At 45.4% G+C, this 20273-nt stretch carries 14 protein-coding genes and 1 pseudogene; 9 read left to right on the top strand and 6 right to left on the bottom strand.

The window, feature by feature from the left end; translation table 11 throughout:
* Nucleotides 1–89: 89 nt before the first annotated feature.
* The 3 genes from F5971_RS02890 to F5971_RS02880 all read left to right on the top strand — a co-directional run bounded on the left by F5971_RS02890 (nt 90) and on the right by F5971_RS02880 (nt 4069).
* Nucleotides 90–1655, top strand: coding sequence for an ATP-dependent nuclease (locus F5971_RS02890; RefSeq protein WP_193493908.1), 1566 nt, complete (start codon nt 90–92; stop codon nt 1653–1655).
* Complete coding sequence (locus F5971_RS02885) at nt 1640–2671, top strand: DNA helicase UvrD (RefSeq protein WP_193493906.1); 1032 nt, start codon at nt 1640–1642, stop codon at nt 2669–2671. Before F5971_RS02890 ends, F5971_RS02885 begins: the two co-directional genes overlap by 16 nt.
* 117 nt (nt 2672–2788) lie before the next feature.
* Complete coding sequence (locus F5971_RS02880; protein WP_193493904.1) at nt 2789–4069, top strand: hypothetical protein; 1281 nt, start codon at nt 2789–2791, stop codon at nt 4067–4069.
* 438 nt (nt 4070–4507) lie between these two features.
* Here F5971_RS02880 and tnpC read toward each other — a convergent pair.
* The 3 genes and pseudogenes from tnpC to tnpA form a co-directional block, all read right to left on the bottom strand.
* A pseudogene (tnpC, locus tag F5971_RS18485) lies at nt 4508–6186 on the bottom strand (IS66 family transposase).
* Between the two features lie 44 nt (nt 6187–6230).
* Complete coding sequence (gene tnpB / locus F5971_RS02870) at nt 6231–6599, bottom strand: IS66 family insertion sequence element accessory protein TnpB (RefSeq protein ID WP_193493902.1); 369 nt, start codon at nt 6597–6599, stop codon at nt 6231–6233.
* On the bottom strand, nt 6599–6880 hold the full coding sequence (tnpA, locus tag F5971_RS18765; RefSeq protein WP_425489318.1) for an IS66 family insertion sequence element accessory protein TnpA: 282 nt from the start codon (nt 6878–6880) through the stop codon (nt 6599–6601). The genes tnpB and tnpA overlap by 1 nt, the downstream gene beginning before the upstream one ends.
* Before the next feature lie 256 nt (nt 6881–7136).
* Between tnpA and F5971_RS02865 the strand changes: the two genes are divergently transcribed.
* The gene (locus tag F5971_RS02865) at nt 7137–11708 is read left to right on the top strand and encodes an AAA family ATPase (RefSeq protein ID WP_193493900.1); all 4572 of its coding nucleotides are present in this window, start codon (nt 7137–7139) and stop codon (nt 11706–11708) included.
* Nucleotides 11709–12139: 431 nt separating this feature from the next.
* Here the strand turns inward: F5971_RS02865 and F5971_RS02860 are convergent, their stop codons facing one another.
* Complete coding sequence (locus tag F5971_RS02860) at nt 12140–12409, bottom strand: hypothetical protein (protein WP_193493898.1); 270 nt, start codon at nt 12407–12409, stop codon at nt 12140–12142.
* 264 nt (nt 12410–12673) lie between these two features.
* Here F5971_RS02860 and F5971_RS02855 point away from each other — a divergent pair, with 264 nt between their 5' ends.
* From F5971_RS02855 to F5971_RS02835, 5 genes are all read left to right on the top strand, one after another.
* Nucleotides 12674–13120: a bleomycin resistance protein gene (locus F5971_RS02855; protein ID WP_223116232.1), complete on the top strand. Its 447-nt coding sequence runs from the start codon at nt 12674–12676 to the stop codon at nt 13118–13120.
* A gap of 206 nt (nt 13121–13326) precedes the next feature.
* Nucleotides 13327–14166 carry a nuclease-related domain-containing protein gene (locus tag F5971_RS02850; protein WP_193493896.1) on the top strand — a complete coding sequence of 280 codons (840 nt, stop codon included), beginning with the start codon at nt 13327–13329 and terminating at the stop codon, nt 14164–14166.
* A gap of 174 nt (nt 14167–14340) precedes the next feature.
* Nucleotides 14341–16776 (top strand): EAL domain-containing protein, encoded by a 2436-nt coding sequence (locus tag F5971_RS02845; RefSeq protein WP_193493894.1) that lies wholly within the window; start codon nt 14341–14343, stop codon nt 16774–16776.
* Nucleotides 16777–16840: 64 nt separating this feature from the next.
* Nucleotides 16841–17614, top strand: coding sequence for a glutathione S-transferase family protein (locus F5971_RS02840; RefSeq protein ID WP_193493892.1), 774 nt, complete (start codon nt 16841–16843; stop codon nt 17612–17614).
* Between the two features lie 192 nt (nt 17615–17806).
* Nucleotides 17807–18364 (top strand): Smr/MutS family protein, encoded by a 558-nt coding sequence (locus F5971_RS02835; protein WP_193493890.1) that lies wholly within the window; start codon nt 17807–17809, stop codon nt 18362–18364.
* Between the two features lie 47 nt (nt 18365–18411).
* On the opposite strand, the gene F5971_RS02830 is transcribed toward F5971_RS02835, so the two are convergent.
* Together F5971_RS02830 and F5971_RS02825 are read right to left on the bottom strand one after the other, a co-directional pair.
* Nucleotides 18412–19353 (bottom strand): DUF4892 domain-containing protein, encoded by a 942-nt coding sequence (locus F5971_RS02830; protein WP_051514664.1) that lies wholly within the window; start codon nt 19351–19353, stop codon nt 18412–18414.
* A gap of 31 nt (nt 19354–19384) precedes the next feature.
* A complete protein-coding gene (locus F5971_RS02825; protein WP_193493888.1) occupies nt 19385–20239 on the bottom strand; it encodes an alpha/beta hydrolase in 855 nt (284 codons plus the stop codon).
* Between the last annotated feature and the right edge of the window lie 34 nt (nt 20240–20273).

Genomic DNA, 20273 nt, shown 5'->3' with positions numbered 1-20273 from the left:
AAGCTACGATTTTTCAGCCCTTTAAAGCGGCGTTACATGTCTAAACATACACCCATCACTACATCACTAGAATTTATAGGTCGTATTTGATGAAACAAATTAAAAAGATAAAGCTGAAGAACTTTAAAAGGTTTAGGGATAGTGAAATCAATTTCCATGAAGAGAAGAACATCTTAATAGGTGATAATGAAGCGGGCAAGAGCACTATTCTAACTGCTATTGAGCTGGTGCTTAGCGGAAGCAAAAACAAAGTTGAATCAATTGGTTTAGAAAGTATATTTAATACAGATATTGTCAAAGAATTCTTGACCGGTGAGAAAAAAGAAAGTGACTTGCCCACACTGCACGTAGAGGTATTTCTTAATGAGCAAGAAAACCCTGATCTGAATGGAAGAAATAACAGTGATGGTACGATATCAGATGGCATCAAATTAGTTTGCGAGCCTATTGAGGAGTTAGGTAGCGAAATTCGTGAAATCCTAAATCAGGATGAAAGTAACTTTCCATTTGAATACTACAGTGTAAATTTTACTACATTTTCTGGTGAAGCATATTCAGGATACCGTAAATTCTTAAAACATCTATCAATTGACAGTTCTCAAATAAATAGTGAATATGCAACAAGAGAATATATAAAAACTGTTTATGAATCTCTTGCAAAACAAAACCAAAGGATTAAATTGAGAAATGAATATAGATTACAGAAAAGTAAATTCGTTGAAGAAAACTTAGAAAAAATAAATAAAGATATTGACAAATATCAGTTTTCTGTAAAAACTGGAAATAAATCAAATCTTGAAACAGATCTAACAATCACTGAAGATTATATTGCTCTTGAGAATAGAGGAAAAGGGCGTCAGTGTTTCATAAAAACAGAATTTGCACTTACTCGAAGTGGTGATGGTCAAGGTATAGATACTCTTTTGCTTGAAGAGCCAGAAAACCATCTTAGTCATACGAATATGAAAAAGCTAATAAGTAGGATTTCAAATTCCGAAGCAAAACAAATATTCATAGCAACTCATAACAGCTTGATTAGTACAAGACTTGATCTAAGAAACACAATTCTGCTCAATAGCAATAGCACAAGCCCAATATCTCTTGAGGCTTTACCAGAAGACACCGCCAAATTTTTCATAAAGGCACCTGATAATAATATTCTGGAATTTATATTATCTTCAAAAGTAATTTTGGTCGAAGGTGATGCAGAGTATATTTTAATGGGTGCTCTATATGAGTCGGTCACATCAAGAACCTTGGAAAATGATGATGTTCATATAATCTCTGTAGGTGGGACAAGCTTCAAACGATATCTTGATTTAGCGAAACTTTTGAATATTCGTGTTGCAGTTATCAGAGATAATGATGGTGACTACGAGGCCAATTGCGCTCAGAATTACAATGGGTACTTAGATGATAATATAAATATATTTTATGAAGAGGATAATGAGAAAAGCACTTTTGAGATTTGTTTTTACGAAGATAACAAAGGGATTTGTGACGAGCTTTTCCTACCAGGAAGAAAAACACTAACTGCTTTAGAGCACATGCTAAAAAACAAGGCAGACTGTGCTTTTGAGTTATTGGATAAAAAATCAGATAAACTAAATCCACCAACTTATTTATCTCGAGCTATAGAATGGATAAACGAGTAGTATTAGCCGTTGCTGGATCAGGAAAAACCAGCCATATAATAAACAAGATTGATGAAAGCTCTCGAGCTTTAATAGTGACTTACACAGAAAATAACTATAAGAACATAAAGTCGAGAATAATGGATAAGGTTGGGTTTATACCTGCAGGTGTAAGAGTGCATACCTATTTTAATTTTATTTATTCATTTTGCTTAAAACCATTATTAGGAAACAAAATCAAGTCAAAAGGAATTAACTGGGACATGCCTCTTTCATTCACACTTAAGTTAAATAGAAATGACCCTAAATTCTATTTAGATGGTCATAACAGACTCTACCACAATAGAATTGCCAAGCTACTTGATCAGTACGGTGTAATGCATGAGGTTTCAGAAAGAGTTGAAAAATATTTTGACTTGGTGTGCTTTGATGAAGTACAGGATTTTGGTGGTCATGATTTCAATTTTATCTGTAAACTTTCTCCAAACATAGAAAGCTTACTTTTGGTTGGTGATTTTTTTCAACACACTTTTGACACTAGCAGAGATGGAAATGTCAACTCAAACATCCATAAAAACCTTGATACTTATACACAAAAGCTAACCCAAGCGGGATATACATTAGATACAGAGCTATTGTCACATAGTTATCGTTGTAGTCCTACAACTTGTAGCTTTGTCTCTGAAAGTACAGGAATAAAAATTCAATCACACAGAGATGATGAAACAAAGATTCAATTAGTACAGTCTGCAAAGTTAGCTGACGAAATCTTCTACGATGAAAATATTGTAAAATTATTCTTCAAAGATAGTAAACGATACTGCGGATTTACTGAAAACTGGGGGGCAACAAAAGGCCTCGACTGTTACTCCGATGTATGCATTGTTCTAAATCCTACAACATTGCAGCACTACAAAAAAAATAAATTAAATGAACTTGCTCCCCAAACAAAGAATAAGTTTTACGTTGCATGTACTCGAGCCAAAAGGAATATTTTCCTTGTGCCCGAGAGTCTCTATAGGCATCATAAACAATGAGCATACGACGTGTAACAAGTAAATTCAGGTAGCGCCTACGGCACACTTGATTTAGGCGTTGGGCTTCTTGCTAGACGGTTTCCGGCATCTCACATTCCAGCTATGACTGACCATACCTTGACCAAAGAAGATAAACGAGATGACTTTTCGCAATTGACGAGAGAACTACTGGCCAAGCGGTCCGGCTACATCTGTGCTTATCCGGGCTGCAAACGGATGACGGTTGCTGGATCAGATGATCGAAAGTCCGGCCTTACCATGACTGGTGTCGCTGCACACATTACTGCAGCATCAAAGAAGGGGCCGCGATACGACCCGGACATGAGCGCTGAAGAGCGGGCAGGCGAGACAAATGGAATTTGGGCTTGCCAAATTCATGGCAAGTTTATCGATGACAACCCGAGCAAGTGCTCGGTTGATAAGCTTCGCCGCTGGAAGGCACAGCACGAAAAGTGGGTGTTTGATCGAGTCGAAAGCGGAGTAGAGCTTTTCAACCGTGGGGTTTGCCGACTGAGTTTCGGAAACGTTGGGAAATTTTCCGGGGATTTTGCTATTCCGTTTGGTCGAAATAACGTCCTCGTAGGCGTCAATGAATCGGGCAAAACTACGTTTTGCCAAATTCTGTCCGCCTTTTCGGGCGGAGATCATTGGAAGCAGTTCAACGATAGGTTCAGTTTTTCAAAACAGTCCGAAAACCATGCCTACATCCAGCTATCTCACCAGAGTGACAACACAACGACAGCCATTAGGCTTAGCCCTCAGGTCTTGTCCGACGGCAGACGGAAGGCCGAAAATACACGCCAGCGAATTCACATTGAGATAAACAGCTGTCCATCCCCTGATTGGCCGAGATCATTGATCAGGGTCTTGTATTTCGATACCCAGCTTTACCACATGCATTACTCAGAGCCAAAAGATACTTTCGTTAAAGCTCTACGCTATCTGGCTAACGTGCTTGGCACTGATGAGGATTTGGTCTGGGATTCTCTCCGTGAGGAATTGTTCACAAGCTCTATATTTGGAAACCGATTCAGAAGAACAGGGCATCGTAAGGTCGAAATACTCGTGCCAGATGGCCGCCCGTTCTTTTTGCCGCACAGGGGCTTGAGTTTTACTGAGCAGCAAATGGCATTCCTAGATATCACTCTAAAACTTGCCTCTTGCGGCTCAAGGAACGAGAACTGGATTTACGTGTTCGATACAACATTCTTTCAGCGATTGGATCAACAACGAAAATCATATGTGTTCAAGAGGCTTACTGAGTTGGACAGAAGCAATGTGCAAACGTTGTTTTGTCTCAATTCGATAGAAGACACCGAAGTGCTAAAGAACATTCAGTCCGACAAATGGGTTAATGCTGAACATTTTGGAGACTTAACGCTGCACTCTTTTCTATGACTGATAGTCTTCGAGGCCCAACCAATTATTCCACCGGACCTACGCAAAAAGCCGCGCAGGCCGGTGAATTCAAACGTGATGTGAAAGCCCAATATCAGCTATCGATCGACAGCGGCCTGTAATTGAAGTAGCTGAGAAAATCTGGTATCTGAACTCTAATAACGGTATCAACAACTGCTCCATCTAAAGCAATCATAAATGCGCACATTCTAAATGTATGGAATACGAATGCAAAAAATCTGGCAAGCGATTAAATGAGCATCGCAGGAATACTCTCCAACCGCGGCGATATTTATCAGACCCTTGTAGCCTTCGACTGGGCACTAACGGTCCTGTCCGATCCCGAATTTCAATGGATTGAGATAGATTCGACAACCTATCTGGTAGATGATGTTGTTATTGGTAAATCGTATCCGCCAATAAATCAGCACTCTGCCTCTAGCTGTACTGAGTCACTTTTTTTGAAGTTTTGTCTAGTGGTGCATTCCAAGGTAAGAGCTGTTCAAGTTTCTCTAGGGTATCGGCTTCAGCGATGTGATTAAGAACATACTCAATATAGGCGGCTGGCTCCAAGTCGTTTGCTTTAGCTGTTTCAATCAGTGAATAACAGGTCGCACTCGCTTTCGCACCCCGTGATGTGTCGGCAAACAACCAAGCTCTTCTTCCAAGTGCTAAGGGTCGGATAGCATTTTCAGCAAGAACGTTGCTGATGTTCAAGTCACCACGCTCACAGTAACCCATTAAGTATTCCCATTGGTTCAGCGTATAGTCCATCGCTTTACGTGTTAACGAGCCTTTCGCAACATGGGTCACATTTTTCTCTAGCCACGCTTTAAATTCGATAAGCTTGGGTAAGCTGTGCTTTTGTCTCGTCTGATAACGATCAGCAACACTAAGGTCTTTGATCTCACGCTCAATCACATACAGCTTATTGATCATACTCAGCGCATTTTCAGCTTTAGAGAGTTTTACCTGTTTTTTCTTGTCTTGGGGTTTAGCGGCTTTTGCGGCCTCAACGAACTTGCGGCGAGCATGGTCCCAACATCCGATCCGGGTAATGTTATTCTGAGCACAGATACGGGCATAGCCGGAATAGCCATCGGCTTGTAAGATACCGGTAAACTCATCAAGCAAACGCACAGCGACATGGCCTGCACGTGATGGGTCATATTCAAATAAGATGGTGGGATGTCCTGGTGGGCCTCCTCAGGTGACCCACATCCATTTATCGGACTGTGCCGTTTTGCCATCTTCTTTTAGGACTTGTATCCGTGTCTCATCCGCTTGAATATAGTTGCTACTATTCTGCACTTCTCGCATCAGATTCATCAGCGGTTGCAGTAACGGATCCAATCGGATGATCCAGTTAGCCATATTCGTTCGACTGATCTCATGACCTTGTCGTTTGAAGATCGTTTCTAAGCGATATAAAGGTAAGCCATCGGTATATTTAGAGACGATGATGTAAGCCAGTAAGGACGTGGTCGCAATACATTTGCCTAATGGATGAGCGGGACGCTTGGCAGCGAGGATGCTTTCTTCATCATTTTCATCAAAGACCGCTTTTTCTTGCCAGATCTCACGCACTCGAAGGCTGGCAGGAATGTACTCTAGCTCTTCTTTGACTTTAGTGAAGAAGGTTTTGATCGCACCGTTTTTTTCTTCATCGGTGAGACGAAGCTCAACACGGACACGCTCAAGATTATCAGAGAAGCCACGTTGACGACGTTTGCTCTGTTTTGATTGAGTTGCATCATCCTCAGAGACAACATCATCCGGTAACTGGGCTTTCAGATCGGCAATGTCGGACTCCATTTCCGCTTCATCGAAGAGATGGATCTGATGAGTAGACTTCTCACTTTTTGCCGCAAACTGTTGAATGAGTTTTAAGCGAAGCTGTTCTTCCAGTAGCGCGATATATTGCTCACGCTTTTTGGCATGCTGCTCTTGATGACGAATGATCTCATTTTGTGCGTTGAGGGCGTCTTCTTTTTGGCGAAGCGACTCATGTTGATCACCTAACTTTGCTGTAAGCTCGACACCAGCGACAAGAGTTCAGCCGCCGAAAGGCCGCTTAAATCAGTTGGTTGATGAGTGTTTTTAGGTGGTATTTTCATTAGCAAAGTATAGCAAAAACAGTGCTTTAATACACCTAAAAACATTAACCAACCGAGTGATAATCCAAGGTTTTATGCCCCGTTAACAAACTAATATCATAGCCATCTAGGAGCCAATTTATCTGCTCACCTGTCAGCGCCATCAACTCGTCTGAAGGACTCGGCCATTTAAACTTTTCTTCGGCCAAGGCTTTGTAATAGAGAATAAAACCATTGTCTTCCCACATCAGGCATTTGATTTTATTTCGCTGCCGATTGGTAAAAGCGTAAAGTGCACCCGTAAAGGGATTATGACCTAATTCTAACTCGACCAGTAAGGCCAATCCGTTGGCCTGTTTGCGAAAATCGATTGGTTCACGATACAGATAAATCTGTGGTAAGTGATACGAGGGTCGCAGATGCCGTGGCTTCATCACAACTGCCTCAAAATATCACTCAGCAGATGGATGTTGTTAGATTGCAGCCCTGATATGGAAATACCACTGGGTAAACTCAGGGTTAGATTGTGAGTGGGCTCATGATGTTTAACTTGAGTCACTCGGGTAAAGCCAGAGGTATGTTGTGAACTTGGCTGCATAGCAACATCACTCAAGTTTGTTGTGAGACTTTTCTTCCAATAGTTAAACTGCTCATAGTTCACCGATTGATTGCGACAGAAGGCGGCTGACAGATCCGAATCTTGCCACTGGGTAATAATCTGTTCCCAAGCTTATTGCTTACTTTGATTGCTCATGCGGGTCTCCATCAAATAAATGTGATGGAGATAGTGTGTCGCGGTTAAATACTAAATTGTAGGTGCTGTTTTATTGGCGCATACATTGAAGTAGCTGAGAAAATCTGGTATCAGAACTCTAATAACGGTATCAACAACTGCTCCATCTAAAGCAATCATAAATGCGCACATTCTAAATGTATGGAATACGAATGCAAAAAATCTGGCAAGCGATTAAATGAGCATCGCAGGAATACTCTCCAACCGCGGCGATATTTATCAGACTCTTGTAGCCTTCGACTGGGCACTAACGGTCCTGTCCGATCCCAAATTTCAATGGATTGAGATAGATTCGACAACCTATCTGGTAGATGATGTTGTTATTGGTAAATCTGACGGTTCCCTGATTTGTTGCCAATGCAAAAAAAACCAACCTAACTTCAGGGCATGGTCGGTAGCGGATCTTTCAGATGAGCTGGACAAGGCGGCTCAAGAACTGGCTAGAAATAAACAAGTCCAAGTCCGCTTCTATTCGCGTAGCGAATTTGGATCACTTGCTAAACTACGTGAATACAGTACCCTCCATGGCAATGAAGCCGACTATATCGCGGAATTGACCCAAGAGCATAAAAAAACAAATAGTGACTTGGCCGCTCGCATTACCGATGGGGTACCCGGTCTTTCGACATATGAATTCCTATACCGAACCTCCTTCGAGATCAGCCCAGATTTTGATCGCATGGAGATTTTATTACGTGAACGTTTGCGCCAAATGGCAAGTAACTCAGATGCTGCCTTCAACGCTCTCTGTATACGGCTTGATAAACTTGGTAGTCGTATGGAAGACGGCAACCTGTCCGCTTCAACTCAGCATCGACTGACCAAAGACAATATCAAAGAGACCCTTCATCGCACGGGTGCAATGCTCGTTCCGAGCATGGACATTTCAGAGGTACGAAAATCGTTTGCCAGCACTTCGGTCATTGGCAGGCATTGGCATCGGGACATTGCCGGGCAGCGTATTTCTAGCCCCGTTGTGGGCGAACTCCTAGCAGCTGTCGATGCCAAAAAGCATTCTGTCTTGCTTACGGGTCTGCCTGGTTCTGGCAAAACCTGTGTGATGCTGAGCCTGCAAGAAGCACTAGAACAGCGTATGCAAGCCCGATCTGACCTAGTACCACTCTTTATCCAGTCACGCGAATTCGCCGACCTAGCAACGGCGATGGATCGCCAGGCACAGGGCCTGCCAGAGCAGTGGGTAGCACAGGCTTCCCGTTTAGCTGAAGACGCGCATGTTGTCATAGTCATCGACTCACTCGATGTCTTGTCCATCGCTCGCGAACACAGCATATTGACGTACTTTCTGGCACAAATTGACCAACTGCTACTAATTCCCAATGTTACCGTTATCACTGCTTGCCGCGACTTCGACCGTAAATACGATCGACGCATTGCTGCTCGGCAATGGGACTGCGAATTGCAGTGCCTACCATTGGACTGGGAAACCGAAATTGTACCGCTTTTTAACAAGCTGGAAATCAATTCCACAACTATTGATGCCCTCACCCGTGAACTGATCCGTAATCCTCGCGAACTTGCCCTGTTTGTCGAACTGGCTCAGCGTGAAGGCAGCTTTAACGTAGTAACCAGCGAAGCACTGGGGCAACGCTACCTCGACACCATCGTGAAGGCCGATCCCACGTTGGGGGACACAGCCTTGCAAGCAATTGAAGACATAGCCGATGCAATGCTGAAGTCACGCAGCCTGTCTATTTCAAATCAACGCTTCAATGCTTCACAGGACATCCTGCGACGACTACACAGTCTCAATGTCCTGCTAGATACCCATGATGGTAAATTGACATTTGGTCATCAAACTTTATTAGATGTATTGGTCATTAGTCGCGCCTTACGCCAGGGCGTCTCGCTCAATGAATTCATCCAAGGCTTGCCGCCCGTGCCCTTCGTACGACCAAGCATACGTAGCTTTGTTGCACAGTTGGCGACTGGAGAGCGCCGTGAATTTAGAAAGCAATTGCGGACAGTATTGACAGGCAACTCCGCCTTCCATATCCGTCGCCTGATTGCCGAATCATTTTCGCAGCAGATACCTCAAGATGATGACTGGCCACTGATACGAGATTTACGTGCCAACCATCGTGAGGTGTTCCAAGTGATTTACAACCAAGCAAACTTGGTTGAGTGGCATCACTTTTGGCTTTCTCATTTGGTGCCCGTATTGAAAGAAATGCGTGATGCTGATGAGCTGACAACACATGTTCATCGCATAGCGCAGTGGGCAAATGACGATGCTGTTGGCGTATTGGCGTTCTGGATGGATGCAATTGATTTAGATTGGCTGGACGGCAATAGAATTTCAGAGCTATTAGTTTTTTCTCTAGCCAAATTTCGGACAGAAAACTTACCACTCGTCGCCCCCTTACTAGAACGACTACTCAGTGTGCCTAAACCAGACCATCGTTTGTTAGGACGTACTGTTGCACGTAGTGTCACCACTGGCGCTATTGATGACAAAACTCTCTGGAGCTATATCACTGGCGAGATCAACGATGATGAAGTAATTAAATTTCATTTTGACAACAAGCTGCATTGCCAACCCCATGAGTTTGGTGGCGAGGGTGAAAACTTCCTGAAGCAGCGGATGGTTGAATCCACTGCCTTGCTCGATTTGGCACTGGGAACAATCGAACAATGGAGCCAAATCCGATCAACGCGTTATGGTGTTACCCGAATAGGCTATCGTAGTGGGTTCCTGAATGACTGCTCTTATAGCGACACTCACACGCAAAACGAAGATAAACACATAGATAGTGAGCGGGTTTTACTAGATGCTGTCGAAGCAGCCATTCTTGATCACGCCCAAAATCACTCTGACTGGTGGCAAGATAACCGAGAACGCCTGTGCTTTAACCACGAAGGGGCGTTAGTTTACTTCGCCATCCTCGCTTTCATCAGCACTCCTGAGGCAAATATAGACTTGATCGGTCGCTTATTATGTGACAGATATTTACTCGAATTCGAACTCTCTTATGAATTAGGAACATTGATTCAGACTACATTTATTTACCTAGATAGCCATACACAAGATTCAGTCATGGCAACAATACAGACCCTGTGGGAGGATGAACCGGTAACGGATGGCGAAACACATTTATGGGCGCTAAAGAAACGAGCTGAATATATATCCACGATCCCCTGCCATCTGCGTTCATCAGAAACCCAAGCGATACTAGATACATACGAAAAGATATATGGGACATTTTATCGACAGCCATACATCGGCATGATAGGCGGCACTGTCGCCGCCCCATTTTCTTATGAGGTGTTTCTCAATGCCAGTGATGGTGGAATAGTTCGTTTACTTGCTCACTACACTGGACACGGCCGAGATTTCGATGACTTTTTGGTCGGCGGTAAACGAGAGGTTGGTTGGCAGTTACACGAGGCTTCATCTCGCCATCCATCACGATTCTTGGGATTACTGACATCTCATTGGACAAATATTTCATCAGGATTTTACAACGACATCATGGACGGTATTGCCAGCTACTTGGCACATCGCTATGGCAACTTGCAAACGAACACTAACTGGGTACCAATTGATGAGCCTGATGCACCTGCCCTGGTGAACCAAATCCTTGATGAGCTGGAAAGGCACCCCACTCACTGGCAACTTAATCGCTCCGCAGCCAAGGCTTTAAAAGCCTGTGCACATGCAATCCAGGACACACAAGCTGCTGAGCGGCTGGTGTTCTTATCGATAGGCTTTGGAAATCTAAGAGAAGAAAGCACCATCCATAAGGATTCGGTCGATTTGCTTACCACTGGTATCAATATGATGACCGGGAATATTACAGAAGCTTTGATGATTTTAGCCAGCAACTTCCAAGAGCAGAGCATTGAATTACCCGAGTTGTTGCCGCCAACATTACTTCGATTTGCCAGCAAGGAACACCCGGCAATCCGCGCTCTAATTTTACGACGCTTGCCGTACCTCCAAAGCCGGAACCCTCAATTAGGTTGGGATCTATTTGACCATGCCATGCAGGATCCGGTGGGTCTGTGGAAATCCGCAGAACGTTGTCTGTACTACGTCTATCGGGATCAGTTCGATAAAGTTGCCCCCCTGCTTGAGCGCGTTCGCCGAGAGGGAAGCAAGGAAGACTTGGAAACTTGGGGCCGTATCTCTGCACTATCTGCCCTAACAGGGCATATCAAACTTGCCGAGTTGCTAAGAGAGTTGAACACATTAAACGTTACCGAAGCTTGGAAGGGAGCAGTAAGCGTTTGGACTCATACTGAAAATATCAAACAGCATCGAGAGCAATGTCTTGCAGGTATCGAGGCGGCCCTAAACACAGACAGTCATCATGCAGCGGTGGTTGCTCGACATACCGAGAACATCTTTCGAGACAAAACGCCACCTATCTCTATCCCGATAGAATTGATCCAACTGTGCTTTACCGCGTTAGAAAGCGATAGCGAAAACAAACATAACCGGCTATTTGGATTTGACGAATGGCTCAATGCCATTTCACAGCGCGATCCAGATCTCGCCTTAGCCGCAACAGAAATTTACCTAGCCTATGTTAGTCGCGCCACATCGTATTTTTACGATCATAACAATCAACTTGTCCAGTTAATGACCTGTTTTTTCGCCGAAGCCGAGGAACGGGAAGAATCCGATCAAGGTGCGATGCTTAAACGCGTGGTGTTAGTGCAAGATTCACTGCTGTCACTAGGAGTTAACTCCATCAATGATTGGCTAAAGATGGCCGAGAGGCAATAACTAAGCCCTCATGAATACAGAGTCCCGCGTTTTAGTCGACCACATAACATCTATGATCCTGTGCGACACGAAGTTGTGCAATGAAGTTGTTCCGCTAAAGACTAGACGGAACCGCCCGTGTCACCGGGTGAATCTACGAGCCTGAATAAAGTAGCGGCTCGAACAATGTAATGAAGCGTCTTCGGGCGCGGGGCGAAAATCGTGAGAGGCACACCCTTCTGGCAGCCACAAGCTGGATGAATGCTAGATAGCTGGTATGGTGAAGATATCTGAATCTGTGGTAAAGGCCGTTAAGGTGAACAAGCGGAAGTGGCGCTTTGGCTCTGCGCGCTCGTGACCCATAAGCTTCCCGGTCCAGAGCAGGCACCTACCCCGGCACACTATGGAAACCCCGTATCGCTCCCTGTGGGACAGCAGGCTGTGAGGCCTGCCTATGGTGATGCGGGCTTGGGAGGTCGGAAAAGGCGAAGGCCGGACTGTAACGGTCTGGATACGGGCTGCAACATCACCCAGCACGAAAGTGAGCGATCAATATCACCGACTTCGTACAGGATAGTCAGTGCCAGAATGCGACCAAGAATAGGGAAGCTGGTGACTATATGGTAATCTCGGCCATTGTGATGCGTGGCATGCTTTTCAATAAAGCTCTCGATTAATCTGAGTTCATGGCGGTTAAACGCGATGATGTTTAAGTCAAGCAAGTGTTCAGGTCATGCCTTGATTTCGAGATTTAGGATGGTTTTACCAGTTTCATCCTGAATGCACTCATACAAAGACCATGCATGCAAATCTATTCCACAATAATATGGATGTTGTGTAGTATAAAATTTCATTGGGTCTTCTCCTCTTTGGTTTCGTCGCCTTCCAGCCAAGCCAATCTGGCTAGGCTGGAGAGAAAGCTAAATGAGCATCAAGTCACTGTTGTTGTGACAATTTTCCCACCGCTTCGGGGTACGGTATGAGTTATGGCCAGCATCAATATATTTCCTCCGTTAACACCAGAACTAAATGTTCGGTGCATTAAAAAGTCGTTGAGCTTTTATACAAATCTGCTTGGCTTTAGGATTTGCTTTGAACGTCCCGAGGATGGCTTTGCAACCATCGAGCTTGACGGTGCAGTCCTCATGCTTGAACAGATAGAAGAATTGGCACCACATAATGACCCATGGATTACAGCGGAACTTGAATACCCCTTTGGCCGAGGTATCAACTTTCAAATAACTGTTACAGATCTTGATGGTATATACAGTCATCTAGCGAAGCACCATTACCCAATCCAGCTGCCACTAGAGCAAAAATCATATCGGATCGGTGGTAAATTTGTGAACGTTAGACAATTTATGATCATTGACCCAGATGGATACTTACTAAGGCTGAACAGCCTTGCTAAGGTAAACACGGGCGCACCCTAGGTATAATAATTAGTTCAAATCATTCGGTTCATTTACTGGAACTGGCTAATGCCCGATATTTAACCATAACCGTTAAGTATCGAGATACTAAACCATGCACTCCATTATAATATCTATATTTTATTTAACTATTTCGCATTTAACTCCCTAAACTAAACCATTAAAAATCCAATTAAAACAATCTATTAATCGCATAAGGAAATCAAGTGGACATATCCAACATACTACTCAATAGCATTTTACAAGCCTGGTATATAATACCACTGTTAATCCTCGTATTAACTTTAAAAAGTCGCTGGTTTAAAGGTGTTCTGGGAGAATACATTGTCAACAAACTGTTGGCTGGACTACCTGAAACTGACTACAAGTTAATTAAAAACGTTACTCTTCCAACTGAGGATGGCACCACGCAAATCGACCATATTCTGGTTTCACGGTTTGGTATCTTTGTGATCGAAACCAAGAACATGAAAGGCTGGATATTTGGGTCACCTCATCAGAAGCAGTGGACACAAAAAATTTACCGTCACTCTGCCAAATTTCAAAACCCACTGCATCAAAACTACAAACACATTAAAACGCTGGGGTCTGTTTTGGACTGTAATCCTGAGTTCATGCACTCTTTAATTGTGTTTGTGGGTGATAGTACCTTTAAAACCGAAATGCCGGATAATGTGACTGCTGCACGAGGCTGTCTTGACTATATTAAGCAGTTCAATGAGGCGGTGATGCCTGACACGGAAGTCTATCGGCTGGTTACAAAACTGAACCAAATCAAGCTAAAACCCGGTCTGGTAACTGACTATAAACACCGCCAGCATGTGAAGGAGCTTGTGGTCAGTAAAGAGGTCACTAAAGAGGTCGGCAAGGAAGTCAGTCAAGAGATCAGTCCAGAAACCAGTAACGTGAGTAGTGATCCCCTCTGCCCACGTTGTGGTTCTGCCATGGTCATCAGAGAAACCAAGCGTGGTGCAAATGCGGGTCAGCAATTTTGGGGATGTTCCACCTTTCCCAAGTGTCGTGGGTTACATCTAAAAGAGAACTGATATACACCTTCCCTACTCTGGCACCCTCCCACAGGAACATCCAATAAACTAGAACAATCCTCTATTTCCGAGTTGGGCACCCCCAGAAATTTCGTACTATACTCCATTCAGGTTTTATGTCGTGAGCACCTGCATGGGAGCTGCATTCTGCAATTACTGAGTCGCGCCGGGATAGTGCTGTTCTGTCTGTTATCCACACCTGTCGGAGCATTTGTCATGCCTTCAGGATTCATTGGAACGACAGACTATTTACATGAGCCACTGCTCACAGCGCAGGAAGGTTCGGAGCGCCTTGCGGCAGAAGATGCACTGGTAAGCCTTGAATTCGACACCGCTTTATTTCATCAGGCCAGTGATCTTTCTGCTCAGGCTTATTGGCACAAAATCGAGTTTGCTACGGTTGATACACCAACTGAATTAATCCTGCGACTCAGCAACATCATGATTGATGAGCTGGATTTTTATCTAATCGAGAACGGTGAGGTCGTGCGTCACTGGGTACGCGGCGACACGCAGCCATGGAGTCCAGATGCCGCCTACGCCAGCATCTGGTTCCCGGTGGAACTGCAACCGGGCAGTAACCATCAGGTACTGATTCGCAAAGCCAGCGAAGGACCGCTTCTCTTACCTTTGCGGCTGATGAGTCCGCATCAGTTTGAGCAACTGACCGAGACGAGCTTCAAAATCTGGGCAGCCGCTGCTGGTGCATTGCTGATCTTGCTGATCCATAACACCGTCACGTTTATACTGTTCCGCTACCCTGCCTACGGCTGTTACATTCTGTTTCACTCGCTGGTGTTTCTCAGTCTGGGCGTCACGCAGGGATTTGGTCCCTGGTTGTGGCCGATGGCGTTCAACCAGTTTCTCGGTTCAATTATCTTGACCCTATATACCCTCTCAGCCTGGAGTATTTTCCACTTCAGTTTACAGTTTTTGCAGATTCGCACCCGTTTGCCCAGCTGGTGGCGTTATCGTCGCTTGGCGGATCTGGCCTTTGCCAGTGCCGTGCTGGTCAGTCTGGTTGTGCCTGAATACGCCTATGCAACCCCCTTTTCGGTACTCCAGGGTGCGGTATCCATCTGCTGCCTGTACCTCGGTTTCAAAATTTTACGCACGGGTTTCTCCCCTGCCACACTGTTTTTGGTCGCTTGGTCGTTCTTCATTGCAGGTGCTGCTATTGGCGGTATGGTGTTCCGCAACCAATTGCCTTTTAACACCTTCACCGAACACGCCTTGCTGATCAGTACTGTGATTGAGCTGCTGTGCTTTTCATTCAGTCTGACTCGACGTACCCAATATCTGGAGACCGAAAAAAACCAGAAGCTGCTGACAAGCCCGGTTTCAGGATTGGCCAACCGGAACTTTTTTATCAACCACCTGCACCGACAACATGCGCTACCCAATGATACGGTACATCTGGTACTGATTCAGTTATCCGGTATCACCGAACTGAGTGAAGCCGTGGGACCGGAAAGTGCGGAGAAAGCCTCGGCAACGCTGGCACAGCGCATCAATCAAGCGCTGGAGTCAGAACCCCATATTATTCGCCATCGTCTGCCAAACCTCTGCCATGCCAATGTGATCGATATGGATCAAGAAAATCTGGTGTTTCTGTGTTATCAAGAGGGCAGCCCCGGAGCGATTATTGAGCATCTTGAGCCCGTGCTGAACCAGACGATACATCTGAAACAGCTTGAGTTCCAGCAACTCTTCTCTATCGGCGTGGCATCAGGCGATCTGAATACGATGGATGTGACGACGCTCTACCAGCATGCACAGCTGGCTGCTCGCGCCAACTGGCACTCAACGCACCTGTGGAGTCCCTATCAGCAGGATCTGCAATCGCACCAGCATCGACAGTTGATGCTGGTGGCTGAGATGAGCAAAGCGATCCGCAATCATGACTTCCACTTTGAAATCCAACCCAAAGCCGTCCTGTCGACAGGCCAGATCACCAGTGGCGAAGTGTTATTACGCTGGAATCACGCAACGCTGGGCAAGGTGTCACCCGCTGATTTTATCCCGCTGGCTGAACATGTGGGGATGATCTATCAGCTGACGCAACTGATACTGCATCAGGTCCTCAACTGGATGCAGCAGCATGCAAATCAACTGCAAGGAACAACGCTGGCCATCAATATTTCTGCACGCGATCTACTGCAGCAAAATTTTGCGACGGGTGTCATCGAACTCTGCAAGGGCTATGCTATTTCACCTAGCAGCATCGTTTTGGAGATTACCGAAACATTTGTGGTCAGTGACAGTGGGCTAGCCGTTGATAATGCGGCCCTGCTGAGATCAGCAGGGTTTAGTCTGTCCATAGATGACTTCGGCGCTGGCTATAGTTCCATGCAAAACATCCACCGCCTGCGGCCAGACGAAATCAAGATTGACCGCCTGTTCGTGTCAGACTTGGACAGTAATCCGACGAACCAAACGTTGTGTCGTAGTCTGATTCAACTGAGCCTCGATCTGCACATTCATACGACAGCAGAAGGGATTGAGACGGAGGAGCAGTTGAAGCTGCTCTCTTCCTGGGGTTGCCATTCCGGTCAGGGGTATTTTTTTCATCGTCCCATGTCGCCAGAGGAATATCTTAGTCTATTATAACCAGCAACACTCTGGATCAAGTATTAGAACCCCAAAATTGGCATACAAAACCGGACTTTAAAGCATGACTGACATCACCCTCTATCAATTTCCTATTTCACATTATTGTGAGAAGGTACGCTGGGCGCTCGATCTGAAAGGACTCGACTACAAAACCTGTAACCTGATACCCGGTTTCCATATCAAACGGATAAGCCAGTTATCCCGCTCGACAGCCCTTCCACTTCTGGTACAGGGTGAACAGATCATTCAGGGATCTGCGGCTATTTTGGACTATCTTGATCGTTTGCAGCCCCCTCTGGTTCAGAGCAGTGAGTCTGAAATACAGCAAATCCAGCACTGGGAGTCGCGACTGGATACTGAAGTGGGTACCGCTGTGCGGGTCTTTGCCTATCATTTTCTGCTTGATCGACCAAACATTCTGGTTCCCTGGCTGACAACAGGCTCACCGGCTTACAAACGCTGGCTATTCCGACTGCTGTTTCCAAAAATAGCGCAGGTGATGCGCAAAAAAATGCGTATTAATGCGGCCAATGCCGACACCGCGCGCCAGACAATTGAAAGCAGTTTAGGTGAAATCAGTGAGATATATCGTTCAGGACGCTACCTAGCAGGAGATCACTTTTCCCGTGCTGACCTGACAGCCGCCGCACTCTTTGCCCCGCTATTTATGCCAGATGGTTATGGTATCGACTGGGGTAATACTCGAAGTTTGCCAACTGAGATGCTGGCATGGATGGATAAACATCAATCAAACCTGAATGAACTGGCAGACATTTATCAGCGATACCGCCACCTGAATTTAACCCCCCTTACAGGTGCCTCTGCAATTACATGAGGAAATGTTACGGGTACTGTATTTTGGGTTGCTGCTATTGATTGCCCCCTAGTACGAAAGCTCTCTGTGTTACTGTGTTGTATAAATGCGTTTTGTTAAAGAGCGAAAGATTATTGCCCACCCTCACCCTTTTGATACCCGACCTTATGCAGTAGAATTAAGTGTTTAAATGCGATGACAGAGTTGTAGAAGATGCCCCGTACTGATGATGAACCCGATTTTGCACGTTTGATGTCCGACGTCAAACCCATACAAAATACCAAAGCCGATTTACGTCCCTCTTTTTCAGCTCGCAAAGACCCGAAGCTGGCGTATCGTCGTTGGGTGGCAAGCAAAGAAGAGGAATCGCTTGTCGATGGCTTGTCCTCAGAGGTCTCTAAGCTGGTAGAGTCAGAAGAAGAGTTGATTTTTGCTGTGCCCGGTGTACAGATCAACCGCATCAAAAAACTGCGTCAAGGCCATATCCCTTGGGAGCAAGGCATTGACTTGCATGGCTTTTCAATTGATGAAGCCCGTGATGAGCTCAGCCGATTTATTCGCGATGCTATTCGACTTGAACATCAATGCGTCATCGTTGTACATGGCAAAGCCTATAGTGAAGGTGGGCAAGCGGCGATGATCAAGTCGTGCGTGAATGATTGGTTACAACAAATCCCTCAGGTGTTGGCATTTACATCAGCCCAACCAAAAGACGGTGGCACTGGCGCTGTTTACGTTCTCTTGAAGCGCAACAAAGATAAGCGATCTTAACACGGACAACAAGATCGCTTCAGCTTAAAAACCAATAGCGAGAGAAGCTAATCTTCTTTAATAACCATAACGGTTGCAGAAGAGGTTCTGCCCTGCCACGCTTCAGGCGCTAAAGATCCTGCTCCATATATGTCGATTCGGTCAATATTAATACCCAAATTGACAAGAGCGCTTAAGAAGGCTTGCGCTTCAGCATTGGTTTGAGTCAAAAGAGGCTCGGTTGAAAAGCTAGCTCGGTGCAATACAACTCGTAAACGTTGCGTGGGATGTTGGTCCAAATAGTCTTTTAACGACGCTTTTGCATCCTCTGCCCTATCGGGCCAACCTGGCAGCTGAGCAAAGCCCTGTGACTCCATCAACCTTAACCACGAAACATCGGATGAGCTCTCAGGCGCCTCCGAACGAATATCCCTGTCGCTAACTTGAGGTTCTGGAGCCACAGCTTGGGAAGCTGCGGGTTGGCTTGGATCCACTATATAGTCCAAATGTAAATACACTCGCCCATTACCTCTACGAACAGCATAAAGAGCCATGTGCCCTGCTTCGACTTCAGCTGCAAGGTAGTATTGACTGCTATCGACACCTAATAAATTGGCATAACCAAATATTTGGTTGGCCCACAAATTGCTGGCACCGCATTGTCGAGAGCTACATTCATAGAGTATGTTTGCCCCCTGTGCTATCAACTGCTGCTTGACATGATCGAATCCTTGTTCGGGCCCATGACCTGCAGCTAACTGCCATGTATGTCGAATTAATGTCCCATTGAGACGTCGTTCATTTTGCGTTCTTAATAAGCCCTGTATCCGTGTAATCTGACTCAACGCCAACAAATAGTCGGGCTCATTCTTTTGAGTTCTCATCTCAAGAGAGGACAAAGGAAAGACTTGAAACCAGTCAGGCAAACCCGAAGGTTGCTGCGCAAACACCGAAGAGCAGCTCAAAACTGAAAAAAGGCTCACCACTAACACATAACGTAAGATTTGCATAACAACCCCTGTTGTTTTTAGAGACATAGGTTCAACGTATTGCAGTCGTAATATGTTCATTTATAAGACACGCTAATTGCGCAGCCGTTTCATTTTTCATGTGAAAATGGTGTTGGCCAGCTTTAACGTCTATTCGGTGATTAGGTACGAGTTTTATAAGGGAATAGGTTACCTCTGTTGCGATTCCATTCTCAGCTAGACATACCAACACGGGCGCCTGAATATGTTTTAGTAAAGCCTGAACTTGGGCATTCGACAAGCGTAAAACGGATGCCAAACGTAATCTTGGATCCGTATGCCAATACCAACGCTGACCTCGCATCGTCAGCGCACGTTTGAGCAGCGCCACGGCAGACACTTGATCAGGCAAAGGCAAACGCCCTTGCATTCTGGCCTCAATTGCATCCTCAAAGCGGGAATAACCGACAGAACGCTTTTGCGATACGCGTTGATATTGCTGCATAGCTAGCGCCATCAGCTTAGGTAAATCGGCAGGTTCATCTGTTAATGGCGCAATACCATCAAGCAGGCTCACCGATAACACTCGCTCAGGAAATAGCGATGCAATTAAGCTACAGACGGACGCGCCCATGGAATGCCCAAGTAAATGAAAGCGATCAAGGCCCAAGTGATCCGCTAACGCCATGATATCTGTAACATTATCCCAAAGGTAATAGGGAACGCCTTTGGGTCGATGCTCCGAAAAACCATGACCTGCTAGATCAACTGCAATCAGGTTGACCTGAGGCAAATGCCTAGCAAGCGCTCTAAAGCTTGCCGCATTGTCCAACCAACCATGTAGTGCGAGAACCGGGGGCGACCCCGGCTCACCTTGGACCAGTGCTGACAAGGTGATATGTGGCAATTTAAAGTGGGTTTCTTGCATGAATATCCTTATTAAGAGGCTTCAGTAAAGACAC

The sequence above is a fragment of the Nitrincola alkalisediminis genome (assembly GCF_009821115.1).
GTDB classification, from domain to species: domain Bacteria; phylum Pseudomonadota; class Gammaproteobacteria; order Pseudomonadales; family Balneatricaceae; genus Nitrincola; species Nitrincola alkalisediminis.
Note: the sequence above shows the minus strand (reverse complement) of the source record. Positions and strands in the feature narration are given on the sequence as shown.